At 69.3% G+C, this 13692-nt stretch carries 15 protein-coding genes and 1 pseudogene; 2 read left to right on the top strand and 14 right to left on the bottom strand.

The features are described from left to right. On the bottom strand, window positions 1–684 hold a 684-nt coding region (locus tag IM767_RS18610; RefSeq protein ID WP_194398937.1), incomplete at its 3' end, for a hypothetical protein. Between the two features lie 178 nt (window positions 685–862). Here IM767_RS18610 and IM767_RS18605 point away from each other — a divergent pair. Further along, window positions 863–1315, top strand: coding sequence for a DUF4282 domain-containing protein (locus IM767_RS18605; protein ID WP_109210060.1), 453 nt, complete (start codon window positions 863–865; stop codon window positions 1313–1315). 123 nt (window positions 1316–1438) lie between these two features. Then, on the top strand, window positions 1439–2164 hold the full coding sequence (locus tag IM767_RS18600) for a GNAT family N-acetyltransferase (RefSeq protein WP_109210059.1): 726 nt from the start codon (window positions 1439–1441) through the stop codon (window positions 2162–2164). A gap of 7 nt (window positions 2165–2171) precedes the next feature. Here IM767_RS18600 and IM767_RS18595 read toward each other — a convergent pair whose 3' ends face one another. The 13 genes and pseudogenes from IM767_RS18595 to prmC all read right to left on the bottom strand — a co-directional run bounded on the left by IM767_RS18595 (window position 2172) and on the right by prmC (window position 13564). After that, on the bottom strand, window positions 2172–2921 hold the full coding sequence (locus tag IM767_RS18595) for a YaaA family protein (protein ID WP_109210058.1): 750 nt from the start codon (window positions 2919–2921) through the stop codon (window positions 2172–2174). A gap of 88 nt (window positions 2922–3009) precedes the next feature. Further along, window positions 3010–3270 (bottom strand): F0F1 ATP synthase subunit epsilon, encoded by a 261-nt coding sequence (locus tag IM767_RS18590; protein WP_109210057.1) that lies wholly within the window; start codon window positions 3268–3270, stop codon window positions 3010–3012. Window positions 3271–3272: 2 nt separating this feature from the next. Beyond that, window positions 3273–4718, bottom strand: coding sequence for a F0F1 ATP synthase subunit beta (atpD, locus tag IM767_RS18585; protein WP_109210056.1), 1446 nt, complete (start codon window positions 4716–4718; stop codon window positions 3273–3275). Between the two features lie 22 nt (window positions 4719–4740). Continuing rightward, window positions 4741–5637, bottom strand: a complete 897-nt coding sequence (locus tag IM767_RS18580) for a F0F1 ATP synthase subunit gamma (RefSeq protein WP_109210055.1) — start codon at window positions 5635–5637, stop codon at window positions 4741–4743. Window positions 5638–5657: 20 nt separating this feature from the next. Continuing rightward, window positions 5658–7295, bottom strand: coding sequence for a F0F1 ATP synthase subunit alpha (gene atpA, locus IM767_RS18575; RefSeq protein WP_109210054.1), 1638 nt, complete (start codon window positions 7293–7295; stop codon window positions 5658–5660). Window positions 7296–7366: 71 nt separating this feature from the next. Beyond that, window positions 7367–8158, bottom strand: a complete 792-nt coding sequence (locus IM767_RS18570; RefSeq protein ID WP_109210053.1) for a F0F1 ATP synthase subunit delta — start codon at window positions 8156–8158, stop codon at window positions 7367–7369. After that, entirely contained in the window at window positions 8158–8712 is a 555-nt protein-coding gene (locus IM767_RS18565) for a F0F1 ATP synthase subunit B (RefSeq protein ID WP_109210052.1), read from the bottom strand. Before IM767_RS18565 ends, IM767_RS18570 begins: the two co-directional genes overlap by 1 nt. 29 nt (window positions 8713–8741) lie before the next feature. Continuing rightward, entirely contained in the window at window positions 8742–8975 is a 234-nt protein-coding gene (gene atpE / locus IM767_RS18560; RefSeq protein WP_109210051.1) for an ATP synthase F0 subunit C, read from the bottom strand. A gap of 47 nt (window positions 8976–9022) precedes the next feature. Continuing rightward, the gene (atpB, locus tag IM767_RS18555) at window positions 9023–9817 is read right to left on the bottom strand and encodes a F0F1 ATP synthase subunit A (protein WP_198426141.1); all 795 of its coding nucleotides are present in this window, start codon (window positions 9815–9817) and stop codon (window positions 9023–9025) included. A gap of 166 nt (window positions 9818–9983) precedes the next feature. Beyond that, window positions 9984–10484, bottom strand: a complete 501-nt coding sequence (locus tag IM767_RS18550) for a Cg1360 family ATP-synthase-associated protein (RefSeq protein ID WP_109210050.1) — start codon at window positions 10482–10484, stop codon at window positions 9984–9986. Next, entirely contained in the window at window positions 10481–11686 is a 1206-nt protein-coding gene (locus IM767_RS18545) for an MraY family glycosyltransferase (protein WP_109210049.1), read from the bottom strand. The genes IM767_RS18550 and IM767_RS18545 overlap by 4 nt, the downstream gene beginning before the upstream one ends. 266 nt (window positions 11687–11952) lie before the next feature. Next, window positions 11953–12630: pseudogene (locus IM767_RS18540) on the bottom strand (L-threonylcarbamoyladenylate synthase); the annotation flags it as partial. Between the two features lie 55 nt (window positions 12631–12685). Continuing rightward, on the bottom strand, window positions 12686–13564 hold the full coding sequence (gene prmC / locus IM767_RS18535; protein WP_109210096.1) for a peptide chain release factor N(5)-glutamine methyltransferase: 879 nt from the start codon (window positions 13562–13564) through the stop codon (window positions 12686–12688). Between the last annotated feature and the right edge of the window lie 128 nt (window positions 13565–13692).

Below are 13692 nucleotides of genomic sequence, written 5' to 3'. Positions count from 1 at the left end.
GGGCGGAGCCGGTGGCGGCGTGTAGCCGGCGGGCGGAGCGGGCGGCGCGTTGTAGCCCGCGGGCGGCGCCGGGGGCTGGTAGCCGGCCGGCGGCTGGTAGCCCGCGGGTGCTCCGTAACCCGGTGCGGCCGGGTATCCCCCGGCAGACGCGCCCGGCACACCGGCCTGGTCGGGCTGGACCGGGATGCCCTGCCACACCGTGGTGTCCTTGAGGAACGAGTTGCGCCACGGCGACGGCGCGATGTTGGGGTTCCAGCGCGAGCTGCCGAACGCCAGGATGCCGAGCCAGATGAGTGTGCCGACGCCGGGGATGAGCCACAGCAGCAGGAGCGGCCACGGTGCGCCGAGCTTGGCGCCGATGCGCCAGCCGGAGAGCACCCAGGCCGCGATGCCGACGAGGCTCAGGATCCAGCCGATGACGGGGATCTGGCCGAGGAAACCCGCGATCAGGATCGCTCCCAGCATGACCCAGGGCGACAGGTCGCCGAGCTTGGCCGCCACCATGGAGTTGTACACGGGGACCCACGCGCGCCAGCGGCCCTGCACGCCGGCCTTGTCGAAGACCTTCATGAGGAACCACGAGCCGATGACGTACGCGGCGATCGCGAGCAGGAAGAGGAAGGGCGCGAGGAGGAGCCAGAACGCTATGAGCGCCCCGATCCCGCTGCCGTCGTTGTAATCCATGGAACGACCTCCGAGAGAGTCGGTTCGAGGCGCGCCGGAGCGCGACCGCGGAGCCCCTGCTCCGCTGGACACATGCTAGCGACGCTCTCAGCGGGCTGTCAGCATTGACGCCGTTTCGGGGGGATGGCCCCCTCGCAGCGGGGTGGATAGCCTGAGCACAACCGACCGAAGGGCTGCCATGACCGATCCGACTCCCTCCGCTCCCACTCCGCCGCCGCTGCCTCCGCAGTCGGCTGCCGAGGCCGCCCGCGCGGCGGATCCCGACGACACCGGCGTTCCCCCCGTCCGGGGCGAGGCCTCCGACGTCGGCAGAGGGTTCTTCTCTGCGCTGTTCGACCTGTCGTTCCGCACGTTCATCACGCGTCGCCTGGCGAGCGTCTTCTACCTCGTGGGACTGATCGCGATCGGCATCGGCTTCATCGTCTACCTGGTGGGCGGGATCTGGAGCGCGATCTCGGTGATGTGGCTGAACCTCGGCGCCGGCATCAGCGGGTTGATCGCGACGATCATCGTGGTCCCCGTCATCACGTTCCTCGCGATCATCCTTCTCCGATTCGTCATCGAGGCGGTGGTCGCGCTGATCGCGATCGCGGAGAACACCGAGCGCACCGCGCAGCACACCCGGCGCTGAGCGCTGCCGCGAGCTGACGCCGGGGCGCGGCATCCGATGGGGAACGGATGCGGCGCCCCGGCGTGTTGCGCGTGGTGACGGGCGGCATTTGCGACCCCGCCCCGATCGGCGCAGAGTTGGCGGGTGCCCGACATCTCCCCCGCCACGATCCTCGACGCCCCCTACGCCGACGCCACGGTGCTCGACAACGCCCCCTGGCACGCGCTCACGGGCCCGCACGCCTCATTCGCGATCGGCAACGACCTGGTCCGCCGGTATCCTTCCGACGTCGCGCCCTTCGTCGCAGTGCGCACGTGGGACGACCCCGACGTGTGGGCTGCCCTGATCGAGCTCGTCGGTCCGGATGCAGAGCTCGGACTGTCGGGCTACGACGGCGACGTCCCGGAGGGATGGGAGGTCATCGGCGCGGGCGCGGGCGTGCAGCTCGTGCAGACCGATGCGCTCGAGCCGCGACCGGACCCCGAGGCGGTCCTGCTCGGCGCGGACGACGTGCCCGACATGCTCGCGATCGTCGAGCGCAACCAGCCCGGACCCTTCCGGCCGAGAACCCACGAGCTCGGTCGCTACATCGGCATCCGCCGTGACGGCCGCCTCATCGCCATGGCGGGCGAACGGCTGCACCCCGAGGGCTGGACCGAGATCAGCGCGGTCGCGGTGGACGCCGATCATCGCCGGCAGGGACTGGCCTCCCGGCTGGTGCTCGACATCGCCTTCCACATCCAGCAGCGCGGTGACCGCGCCCTGCTGCACGCGGCGGCGACGAACGTCGGCGCCATCGCCGCGTACGAGCGCCTCGGCTTCGCGCTGCGCCGCCACAACCGGTTCGCGGCCGTGCGCACGCCCGGGTGAAACTGCGTCAGGCGTAGAGCTCGAGCTCTCCGGCGGCGGACTCGCGCACGCGCAGGCCCGCGGCATCCGCCCACCGCACGAACCCCGCAGGCGACGAGATCCGCGGACGATCCTCTGCCAGGCGCCGGACGAGGGCGCCCTTGGCATGCTTGTTGAAGTGGTTGAGCGCGCGCACCGCGCCGTCGGCGCCCTCGCTCACGACACGGATGTAACGCGATGGCACGGCGGTGGGCACCGGGCCGAGCGCCACATAGGCCTCCGAACGCAGGTCGAGCACGAACCGCGGCTGCGCGCCCGCCAACGCTGCGGTGACCTCGGCCGCCCACAGCCGGCGCAGCGGAGGGACACCCGGAAGCGCCGTCGATGCGCCGAGCCGGTAGGCGGGGATCGGGTCGAGGGCACCCACCGGACCGAACGGGGCCGAGTGCACGAGCACGTGGGCTCCCAGCCAGCGACGCCCTGCGGCGGAGACGGATGCCGCGCCCAGCGCGTCGTACAGGACTCCGGTGTACCGATCGATCGCCGGCATGGTCGGAGCGTCCCGCAGGGCCGCGTTCACGGCGACCTCACCGCGCTGCTTCGGTCCGAGCTTGAGGACGCGCGCGGCAGCGTCCTCGTCGGCCGAGAGCGCCACCAGCGCGTCCACGACGGCCGCGCGCTGCGGCGCCAGCTCGGGCAGCGCGAGCCGAGTCGCGTCGAGCGGTGCTCCGACACCTCCCGCTCTCTTGGTCTCCGAAGGAGGCAGGAGGATCAGCATGGGTCTCCGGGTGTGTGGCGCCGCGGGCCGCGGCGGAAACGACTCGGCCGACCCCCGAAGGGATCGGCCGAGTGCGGACTGCGGTGGATCAGGAGATCAGCGCGGCGTTTCCGGCCACGATCGTGAGGTCGTCGCCCTCCATCGACAGGAAGCCGTCCTGCGCGTTGGCGATGATCTTCGTGCCCGAAGTCTGCGTGATGCGCACCTGACCCTCGGCGAGGATCGCGAGCACGGGCTCGTGACCGGTCATGAAGCCGATCTCGCCCTCGACGGTCTTGGCGACGACCAGCGACGCCTCCCCCGACCAGACCTCCGCGTCGGCGGAGACGAGACTCACGTTGAGCGGCATGATCAGCCGTTCTCCTTCTGGATCCGTGCCCACGCCTCTTCGACGTCGGAGATGCCGCCGACGTTGAAGAAGGCCTGCTCGGCGACGTGGTCGAACTCGCCCTTGACGATCGCGTCGAACGACTCGATGGTCTCCTTGATCGGGACCGTCGAACCCTCGACACCGGTGAACTTCTTCGCCATGTAGGTGTTCTGCGAGAGGAACTGCTGGATGCGGCGCGCACGGGCGACGACGATCTTGTCCTCTTCCGAGAGCTCGTCGACACCGAGGATCGCGATGATCTCCTGAAGCTCCTTGTTCTTCTGGAGGATCTGCTTCACGGCGGTGGCCACGCGGTAGTGGTCCTCACCGATGTAGCGCGGGTCCAGGATGCGGCTCGTCGAGGTCAGCGGGTCGATGGCCGGGTACAGACCCTTCGACGCGATCTCGCGCGACAGCTCCGTGGTGGCGTCGAGGTGGGCGAACGTGGTCGCCGGCGCCGGGTCGGTGTAGTCGTCGGCGGGGACGTAGATCGCCTGGAGCGAGGTGATCGAGTGACCGCGGGTCGACGTGATGCGCTCCTGGAGGATGCCCATCTCGTCGGCCAGGTTCGGCTGGTAGCCCACCGCGGAGGGCATGCGGCCGAGCAGCGTCGACACCTCGGAACCGGCCTGCGTGAAGCGGAAGATGTTGTCGATGAAGAGCAGCACGTCCTGCTTCTGCACGTCGCGGAAGTACTCCGCCATCGTGAGCGCCGACAGGGCGACGCGCAGACGCGTCCCCGGCGGCTCGTCCATCTGGCCGAAGACGAGTGCGGTCTTGTCGAAGACGCCCGCCTCCTCCATCTCGCCGATGAGGTCGTTGCCCTCACGGGTGCGCTCGCCGACACCGGCGAACACCGAGACACCACCGTGGTCCTGCGCGACGCGCTGGATCATCTCCTGGATGAGGACCGTCTTGCCGACGCCGGCGCCGCCGAACAGGCCGATCTTTCCACCCTGCACATACGGGGTGAGCAGGTCGATGCTCTTGATGCCGGTCTCGAACATCTCGGTCTTCGACTCGAGCTGGTCGAACGAGGGCGCCTGGCGGTGGATGCCCCACCGCTCGGTGACCTCGATGGTCTCGCCCTCGGCGGCGTTCAGCACGTCACCCGTGACGTTGAAGACCTTGCCCTTGGTGACGTCGCCGACGGGGACCGTGATGGGGCCGCCGGTGTCGCGCACCTCCTGGCCGCGGACCATGCCGTCGGTGGGCTTCAGCGAGATGGCGCGGACGAGGTCGTCGCCGAGGTGCTGGGCGACCTCGAGCGTGATCTCGGTGGACTCGCCCTCGATCGTGATGGTGGTCTTCAGCGCGTTGTAGATGTCGGGGATCGAGTCGTGCGGGAACTCGATGTCGACGACCGGGCCGGTGACGCGCGCGACGCGTCCGACCGCGGTCGCGGTCTTCTCAGCGGTGAGGCTCATGGCTTCTTCTCTTTCGTGTGGTCTATTTGCCCGACGCCAGCGCGTCGGCGCCGCCGACGATCTCGGCGATCTGCTGCGTGATCTCGGCCTGGCGTGCGTTGTTGCGCAGGCGGGTGTAGTCGGTGATGAGCTTGTCGGCGTTGTCGCTGGCCGACTTCATCGCCTTCTGCGTCGCGGCGTGCTTCGCGGCCGACGACTGGAGGAGGGCGTTGAAGACGCGGCTCTGGATGTACACCGGCAGGAGCGCGTCGAGCACCGTCTCGGCGTCCGGCTCGAACTCGTAGAGCGGGTACACCGCCGCAGACGACGACTCCTCGGCCTCGACGACCTCCAGCGGGAGGAGGCGAACGGTCTCGGGCGTCTGCGTCATCATGCTGACGAAGCGGTTGTAGACGAGGTGGATCTCGTCGACGCCGTTCTCTTCGCCGCCGCGGTCGTACGCGTCGAGCAGGGTCGCGGCGATCTCCTCCGCCGTGCTGAAGTGCGGCGTGTCGGTGTCACCCGTCCACTCGGCCGCGGCCTCCATGCGACGGAACTGGAAGTAGCCGACGGCCTTGCGACCGACCAGGTAGAAGACCGGCTCGCGGCCCTCCTCGCGCAGCAGCTGCGCGAGCTCCAGGCCCTCGCGGAGGATCTGCGAGTTGAAGGCGCCGGCCAGGCCCCGGTCGGACGAGAAGATCACGACCGCGGAGCGGCGGATCGTCTCGCGTTCGACGGTCAGCGGGTGGTCGACGTTGGAGTGCGTCGCCACGGCGGCGACGGCGCGCGTCACAGCCCGCGCGAAGGGCGAGGACGCGCGCACACGCGCCATCGCCTTCTGGATGCGCGAAGCCGCGATGAGTTCCATCGCCTTCGTGATCTTCTTGGTCGTCTGAGCAGAGCTGATCTTCTGCTTGTAGACCCGGAGTTGTGCGCCCATGGTGGTAGCCCCGGCCCGCCTTAGCGGCGGCCCTTGACGATCTTCTCCTGGTTCACGTCCTCGGCCTGCGCGGCCGCGACCTCTTCGTGGCCGGGCTTGCCGATGGCCTGGCCCTTGCCGGCCTGGAACTCGAGGATGAACTCGTCGGTCTTCTTGCCGAGCTCGGCGACCGTGTCGTCATCGAGGACGTTCGTGTCGCGCAGCGTGTCGAGGATCGACGTGTTGCGACGCAAGTAGTCCAGCAGCTCGCGCTCGAACGACAGCACGTCCTCGACCTCGATCGAGTCCAGCTTGCCGTTGGTGCCGGCCCAGATCGAGACGACCTGCTCCTCCACCGGGTACGGCGAGTACTGCGGCTGCTTGAGCAGCTCGGTCAGGCGCGCGCCGCGGGCGAGCTGACGTCGCGACGCGGCGTCGAGGTCGGAGGCGAACATCGCGAACGCCTCGAGCGAGCGGTACTGGGCGAGCTCGAGCTTGAGCGTTCCCGAGACCTTCTTGATCGACTTGACCTGGGCGTCGCCGCCGACTCGCGAGACCGAGATGCCGACGTCGACAGCGGGACGCTGGTTGGCGTTGAACAGGTCGGACTGCAGGAAGATCTGGCCGTCGGTGATCGAGATCACGTTGGTCGGGATGTACGCCGAGACGTCGTTGGCCTTCGTCTCGATGATCGGCAGACCCGTCATCGAGCCGGCGCCCAGCTCGTCCGACAGCTTCGCGCAGCGCTCGAGCAGACGCGAGTGCAGGTAGAAGACGTCACCGGGGTACGCCTCGCGGCCCGGCGGGCGACGGAGCAGCAGCGACACGGCGCGGTAGGCCTCGGCCTGCTTCGAGAGGTCGTCGAAGATGATGAGGACGTGCTTGCCCTCGTACATCCAGTGCTGGCCGATGGCCGAGCCGGTGTACGGCGCGAGGTACTTGAAGCCGGCGGGGTCGGATGCCGGAGCCGCGACGATAGTCGTGTACTCCAGTGCACCGGCATCCTCGAGGGCGCCCTTCACGGCCGCGATCGTCGAGCCCTTCTGGCCGATGGCGACGTAGATGCAGCGCACCTGCTTGGTGACGTCGCCCGACTCCCAGTTGGCCTTCTGGTTGATGATCGTGTCGATCGCGATCGCCGTCTTGCCGGTCTGGCGGTCGCCGATGATGAGCTGGCGCTGGCCGCGGCCGACCGGGATCATCGCGTCGATGGCCTTGATGCCGGTCTGCAGCGGCTCGTGCACCGACTTGCGCTGCATGACGCCGGGAGCCTGGAGCTCCAGCGCGCGGCGGCCGGTGGTGACGATCTCGCCGAGGCCGTCGATCGGGTTGCCGAGCGGGTCGACGACACGGCCGAGGTAGCCCTCGCCGACGCCGACCGAGAGGACCTCACCGGTGCGGGTGACGGTCTGGCCGGCTTCGATGCCGGCGAAGTCGCCGAGGACGACCACACCGATCTCGTGCTCGTCGAGGTTCTGCGCGAGGCCCTCGGTCCCGTCCTCGAAGCGGACGAGCTCGTTCGCCATGACACCGGGCAGGCCCTCGACGTGGGCGATGCCGTCAGCGGCGTCGACGACGGTGCCGACCTCGGTGGCCGCAGCCCCGGTGGGCTCGTAGGCGGCGACGAAGTCCTTCAGCGCGTCACGGATGACGTCGGGGCTGATAGAGAGATCTGCCATTGTTTTCCTTCGTTCATGGGGCCACGGCCCCGAAAGCTCCGCGCGGCTCGACGCCGTGCGGGAAGTCTGTGTCAGCCGGCGAGCCGCTGACGGAGGTCGGCGAGGCGCGACGAGACGCTCGCGTCGATCACGTCGTCCGCGATCTGCACGCGGATGCCGCCCACGACGCTCGGGTCGACGATCGTGTTGAGCGACACGTTGCTGCCGTACCGCTTGGTCAGCGCGGCGGTGAGCCGCTGGCTCTGCTCCGCGCTCAACGGGGCGGCCGCGACGACCGTCGCGACCGCGCGCCCACGCTGGTCGGCGACCAGCTTGGTGGCCCGCGAGAGCAGCTGGCGGACGCGGCGCTCGCGGGGCTGCTGAACGAGGGAGGACGCGATCAGCGTCGTCCCGGCGCTCGCGCGGCCCTTGAGCAGCGTCTCGACCAGTGCGCCCTTCGAAGCGGGGTCGCCCAGGCGGCTGCCCAGGGCGAGCTCCAGTTCGGGGTTGCCCGCGACCGCGCGCGAGAAGGAGAAGAGCTCGGCCTCGACGTCGGCGCCGGCATCGGCGACCGCCGCGGCGCGCACGGCGAGCTCCTCGATCCCGTCGATCAGGTCGTCGGCGGAGGACCAGCGCTCGGAGACGGCGGTCGTCAGCAGCGACGCCGTCGTGGGCTTGACGACCCGGCCGAAGACGTCCGCGATGATCTTGCGGCGGGCCTCGACCGGCGCGGCGGAGTCGGCGAGCGCGCCGCTCAGCTGCGACGAGTCGCCCACGGCGCGCGCGACGGCGAAGAGCTCGCCGGCGACGTCGAGGTCGACGCCCGACGCGGCGCCGAGCGCCGTCGTCGTCGCCGCCAGGGCCTGAGTGGTCGCGCTGCCCATTACGCCTTGGCCCCCTCGGACTCCTCGAGCTCCGCGAGGAAGCGGTCGACGACGGCCTGAGCCTTCTTGTCGTCGGACAGCGTCTCGCCGATCACGCCGCCGGCGAGGTCGAGGGCGAGCGTGCCCACCTCGCTGCGCAGCGACACGAGAGCGGTCTGGCGCTCGGCCTCGATCTGCGCGTGCGCGGTAGAGGTCAGGCGGGCGGCCTCCGCCGAAGCGGTCTCCTTGGCCTCGGCGACGATCTTCTTGCCGTCCTCACGGGCGGCGTCGCGGATCTCACCGGCCTCCTTGCGCGCGTCGGCGAGCTGGGCGGTGTACTCCTCGAGCGCCGCCTCGGCCTTGCGCTGAGCCTCGTCGGCCTTGGCGATGTTGCCTTCGATCGCTGCGGAGCGCTCGTCGAGCAGCTTCTTCATCCGGGGAAGGGCGACCTTCCAGAAGATGATCAGGATGATGACGAAGCAGACCGACGACCAGATGATGTCGTACCACGCGGGGATGAGCGGGTTGTGCGTCTCCCCCTCTTCCGCGGCGTACGCGACAAGAGCGTTCAGCATCCTGTCTCCTTAGGACTGTGTATCGGCGATCAGACGAAGATGAAGTAGGTCGCGATGCCGATGAAGGCGAGCGCCTCGGTGAAGGCGATACCGATCCACATGAGCACCTGCAGGCGGCCGGCCAGCTCGGGCTGACGGGCGACGCCCTCGATCGTCTTGCCGACGACGATGCCCACGCCGATGGCCGGGCCGATCGCGGCGAGGCCGTAGCCCATCGTCGCGACGTTGCCGCTGACCTCTGCGAGAACCGTAGTTGCGTCCACGGGGGTGTTTCCTTTCGGTTGTGGGCGGCCTTCCGGCCGTCCCGCTTTCAGTGCTCTTCGGCGACCGCGAGCTGGATGTAGACCGCGGTGAGGAGAGCGAAGACGTACGCCTGGAGGACGGCCACCAGGATTTCGAACAGCGTGAAGACGAAGCCGAACGCGAGGCTGCCCGCGCCGAGCGCCGTCCACCAGCCGCCGAGGTCGACGACGAAGAACTGCGTGGCCGCGAAGAAGAGCACCAGCAGCAGGTGGCCGACCATCATGTTCATGAGGAGTCGGAGGGTGAGCGTCACGGGACGGATGATGAAGGTCGAGATCAGCTCGATCGGCGTGACGATGATGTAGATCGGCCACGGCACGCCTGACGGGAAGAGCGAGTTCTTGAAGAAGTTCCCGGGGCTCTTCTTGATGCCGGCGTAGATGAACGTGACGTAGCTCACGATCGCCAGCGTCAGCGGCACGGCGATGATGCTCGTTCCGGCGATGTTCAGGAACGGGATGATGCCCGTGATGTTCATGAACAGCACCATGAAGAAGATCGTGGTGAGGATCGGCAGGAATCGCTGGGCGTCCTTCTTGCCGAGCAGGTCTTCGCCGATGTTCACCCGGACGAAGTCCAGGCCCATCTCGACCAGGCTCTGGAAGCGGCCGGGCACCACGCGCATGCGGCGCGTGCCGAGCCAGAAGATCACCACGATGGCAACCGTCGCCAGGAACTGGATCAGGTGGATCCGGTGGATCGGGATGACGCCGAAGGCTTCGAAGAGGATCTCAGGGAAGAACTCGTCGATCGAGGGCCCGTGGAACTCCGGGGGCGCATCCGCGGCAAGGGGGGCGATCAGGGTCGCAGCTTGAGTAAACAGCGCTGGCTCCAGCTTCGGGGCATCGGTCGAGAACCGTTGCGACGATGGTCGGTGAGCGTCACTCCGCAAGCGCTCACAAGGTGAGCGGGCGGGCGCGGAATCAGCCTATCAAACTTGTGAGGTCGCTGAATCCGCGGCCGGGCGTTCAGGCGCCGGCCGGCCCCTCCGTGCGGTCACCGGCATCCGGATCCGTCGGAAGCTGCACGTCGCTGACGTGCGGCACACGCATGCGCAGGAGCACGACGACGTCGATCGCGAGCGAGGCGAGCACGCTCGCGACGAGGGCGAGGAAGAACACCGGTCCCACGATCCACGGCTGATCCCGCAGCACGAACAGGGCGATGAGGAACACGACGAACTTGAGGATCCACCCGCCGAGCACGATGCCGAAGAAGATCGGCACGTACAGGGCGTCCCCGTACCAGCGGTTGGCGATCAGGATGCTGGCGGCGGTGATCCCGAGGAAGACCGCGGCGATGAGGACGCCTGCCAGTGCGCTCCACAGCCCGTCGGTTCCCGCCACGAGGTAGCCCACGATCGCACCGACGGCGGCGAGGACCGCGGTGACGGAGCCCGACCACACCAGGACGGTTCGCAGGATCGCGGTACTGGAGAGCGGGGTTCGGGAGTTCGGGGTGCTGCTCATCGGGCGTCCTCCTGTGCGGGCGCGAGATCGGGCTGTGATTCGGATTCGGGATGCCGCGCCCCCGCGAGCTCGGCGGCGCGGCGGCGCGAGGGGGGCAGGGTGACGACGAGGCACGCGGCGATGCCGACGAACCCGTACGCGAGGCCGATGAGGTAGTCCCCCGGCCACTCGAGGGTCGTGCCGATGTACATCAGCAGCACCGAGATGCTGACCAGGGCCGTCCACGCGTAGAAGATGAGCACGGCGTCGCGGTCGCTGTGGCCCATGTCGAGCATGCGATGGTGCAGGTGCTTGCGATCGGGCGAGAAGGGCGACTTGCCACGGCTCATGCGCCGCACGACCGCCAGCCCGAAGTCGAGCAGGGGCAGCAGCACGACCACGACGGGCAGCAGGATCGGGATGAAGGCACCGAGCAGCTGCGAGCGGCCGAAGGAGTCGTTGTCGGCGATGAGCGCCGGGTCGAAGTTGCCGGTGATGGCGATGGCCGAGCACGCCATGAGCAGGCCCAGCATCAGGGCGCCCGCGTCACCCATGAACAGCCGCGCGGGGCTCCAGTTGAGCGGGAGGAAGCCGATGCACGCCCCGATCAGCACGGCGGCGATCAGCGACGAGAGGTTGAAGTACGTGCTCGCGCCGATGTCGCGGAAGACCATGTACGAGTACGCGAAGAAGACCACGTTGGCGATGAGGCAGACGCCCGCCACCAGCCCGTCGAGCCCGTCGATGAAGTTCACCGCGTTCATGACCACGACGATCGAGAACACGGTGAGGGTGAAGCTCACCCAGCTGGAGAAGATCGTCATGCCGCCGAGGGGCAGCGTGTAGATCTGCAGCTGCCCGAACCAGGCGATCACGCCGGCGGCGAGGAACTGGGCGCCGAGCTTGATCATCCAGTCGAGGTCCCACAGATCGTCCAGCACGCCGACCACGACGATCAGCGCCGTCGCGCCCAGCAGCGCGTAGATCTGCTGGGGCTGGGCCCAGACGATCGAGAAGAACGGATGCTGCGACGAGACCGCGAAAGCCGCGAGCACGCCGAGGAACATCGCGATGCCACCCAGGCGCGGGGTGGGCGTCTTGTGCACGTCGCGCTCGCGGATGCCCGGATAGAGCTTGTACCTGAGGCTGAGTCGCCACACCGCCCACGAGAGGACGAAGGTGACGGCCGCCGTGAGGAGGATGATGAAGACGTACTGCTTCACGAGCGCTCGGGCTCCGGCGCCTTCTGCGCGGGAGCCGCCTCGGCCCCGGCGGCAGCCTCAGGCGCAGGAGCCGCCTCGGGCGCAGGATCCGCCTCAGGCGCAGAAGCCGCCGTGGGTTCAGGAGCCCCACCGGCCTCGGAAGGCGCCTCTGTTGAGGAGGGCGCCGGGGCAGCGGCATCCGTCGCTCCCTCGCCATCGCCCGTCGTGCCGGCCTGCGGCTCGGCGCCGGCCTCCGGCCCCGTGCCGGCCTCCGGCTCCGCGTCCTCCGGCTCGCTGCCCGGATCGGGCTCGAGGAGGTCGCCCAGCACGTCGCGCAGCTGGGCGCGGCTGACGGCCCCCTCGCGCAGCACCCGTACGCGCGGCTCGTCGCCGGCGACGAGGGATGTCGCGTCGATGATCGTCGACGGGATGCCGGTCTTCGACGGCCCGTCTCCGAGGTATACGGCGACGCTGTCTTTGAGCATCCCCTCCGCGTCCTCGGCGGTGATGCCGGCGGCCATGCCTGTGAGGTTGGCGCTGGAGACCGCGAGGGGGCCCGTCTCCTCCAGGAGCTCGAGAGCGATCCGGTGGGCGGGCATGCGCACCGCGACGGTGCCGCGCGTTTCGCCCAGATCCCACGACAGCGACGGCTGCGACGGCAGCACGATGGTGAGACCGCCGGGCCAGAAGGCCTCGACCAGGCGCTCCACGGCTTCGGGCACGTCGGCCACGAGGGCGCGCAGCGTGGTGAGGCCGGCAACGAGCACCGGCGGCGGCGACTGGCGCCCGCGGCCCTTGGCGGCAAGAAGGCGAGCGACGGCCTGGTGGTCGAAGGCGTCGGCGGCGACGCCGTAGACGGTGTCGGTGGGGATGACGACGAGCTCGCCGCGGCCGATGGCCTGGCGCGCCTGGCGCATGCCGGTCAGCAGCTGCGCCTCATCACGGCAGTCGAAGATGGGGGACATGTCGCCCGACAGTTTAGTCAGGGCTACGGCGGGAATCCTGCGAGCCCTCGCGCCGTCAGGGACGCAGCGCTGTCGTGGCGCGATCGCGCAGCGTGAGATCGGGGTGCGTGGCCGGGGCGAGCCACCCGTCGGCGGCGAGGATGCCGCGGATCTGCGCACCCTGCCACTCGCCGTGCTCGATCACGATCAGCCCTCCTGGGTGGGCGAGCCGCAGTCCGACGCGGCTGAGCACGCGCACGACATCCAGGCCGTCCTCTCCCCCGTAGAGCGCCGCGGGCGGATCGAAGAACCGCACCTCCGGGTCGCGCGGGATGGCGGCATCCGGCACGTACGGCGGGTTGGATGCCACGACCGAGACGTTCCCGTCGAGCTCGGGGAACGCGTGCTCGAGGTCGATGAAGGAGAGCCGTGCGTTGTCGGCGCCCACGAGCGCGAAGTTCTCCTTGGTCCACACGAACGCGTCGACGGAGTTCTCTGCGGCGAACACCCGCGCATGCGGCACCTCGGTCGCCATGGCGAGGGCGATCGCGCCGCTGCCCGTTCCGAGATCGACGGCGATGGGAGAAGCGGATGCCGCGGCCCGCAGCGCGTCGATCGCCAGCTGCGCGACGATCTCGGTCTCGGGCCGGGGTACGAACACACCGGGTCCGACGCGGAGTTCGAGGTGACGGAACGGCGCGGTGCCGATGATGTGCTGCAGAGGCTCGCGAGTGACTCTCCGCGCGACGAGCTCCTCCAGCCGGGCGGCGTCCTCGCTTGTGATCGCGTCCCCGCGGATCGCCGCGGCCTGCACTGCCCCGCGGCCCGTGCCCAAGACGAAGGCGGCGAGGAGCTCGGCGTCGACGTCCGGGTCGCCGATGCCGGCGCCGGCGAGCCGCGCAGCGGCCGCCCGCAGCACACCGGCGAGGGAGGCGGAAGGTGCGGCGGAAGTCATCTGCACCACTCTATTTCCCTTCGAATCGCGCACTTCGCGGGATTCGACGGCCGGAAACCACCAAGTGCGCGATACGAAAGGCCGCTAGCACGTGAGCGACAGCGATTCGTCACAGAAGGACTCATACG

The organism is Microbacterium ureisolvens (assembly GCF_015278315.1).
GTDB classification, from domain to species: Bacteria; Actinomycetota; Actinomycetes; order Actinomycetales; family Microbacteriaceae; genus Microbacterium; species Microbacterium ureisolvens.
Note: the sequence above shows the minus strand (reverse complement) of the source record. Positions and strands in the feature narration are given on the sequence as shown.

What these genes read in the sequence shown, in the direction of transcription:
- prmC (WP_109210096.1), bottom strand. Translation starts at nt 13,564, where the DNA reads ATGACTTCCGCCGCACCTTCCGCCTCCCTCGCCGGTGTGCTGCGGGCG.
- IM767_RS18565 (WP_109210052.1), bottom strand. Translation starts at nt 8,712, where the DNA reads ATGCTGAACGCTCTTGTCGCGTACGCCGCGGAAGAGGGGGAGACGCAC.
- atpA (WP_109210054.1), bottom strand. Translation starts at nt 7,295, where the DNA reads ATGGCAGATCTCTCTATCAGCCCCGACGTCATCCGTGACGCGCTGAAG.
- IM767_RS18590 (WP_109210057.1), bottom strand. Translation starts at nt 3,270, where the DNA reads ATGCCGCTCAACGTGAGTCTCGTCTCCGCCGACGCGGAGGTCTGGTCG.
- IM767_RS18580 (WP_109210055.1), bottom strand. Translation starts at nt 5,637, where the DNA reads ATGGGCGCACAACTCCGGGTCTACAAGCAGAAGATCAGCTCTGCTCAG.
- IM767_RS18595 (WP_109210058.1), bottom strand. Translation starts at nt 2,921, where the DNA reads ATGCTGATCCTCCTGCCTCCTTCGGAGACCAAGAGAGCGGGAGGTGTC.
- atpD (WP_109210056.1), bottom strand. Translation starts at nt 4,718, where the DNA reads ATGAGCCTCACCGCTGAGAAGACCGCGACCGCGGTCGGACGCGTCGCG.
- IM767_RS18550 (WP_109210050.1), bottom strand. Translation starts at nt 10,484, where the DNA reads ATGAGCAGCACCCCGAACTCCCGAACCCCGCTCTCCAGTACCGCGATC.
- IM767_RS18605 (WP_109210060.1), top strand. Translation starts at nt 863, where the DNA reads ATGACCGATCCGACTCCCTCCGCTCCCACTCCGCCGCCGCTGCCTCCG.
- IM767_RS18570 (WP_109210053.1), bottom strand. Translation starts at nt 8,158, where the DNA reads ATGGGCAGCGCGACCACTCAGGCCCTGGCGGCGACGACGACGGCGCTC.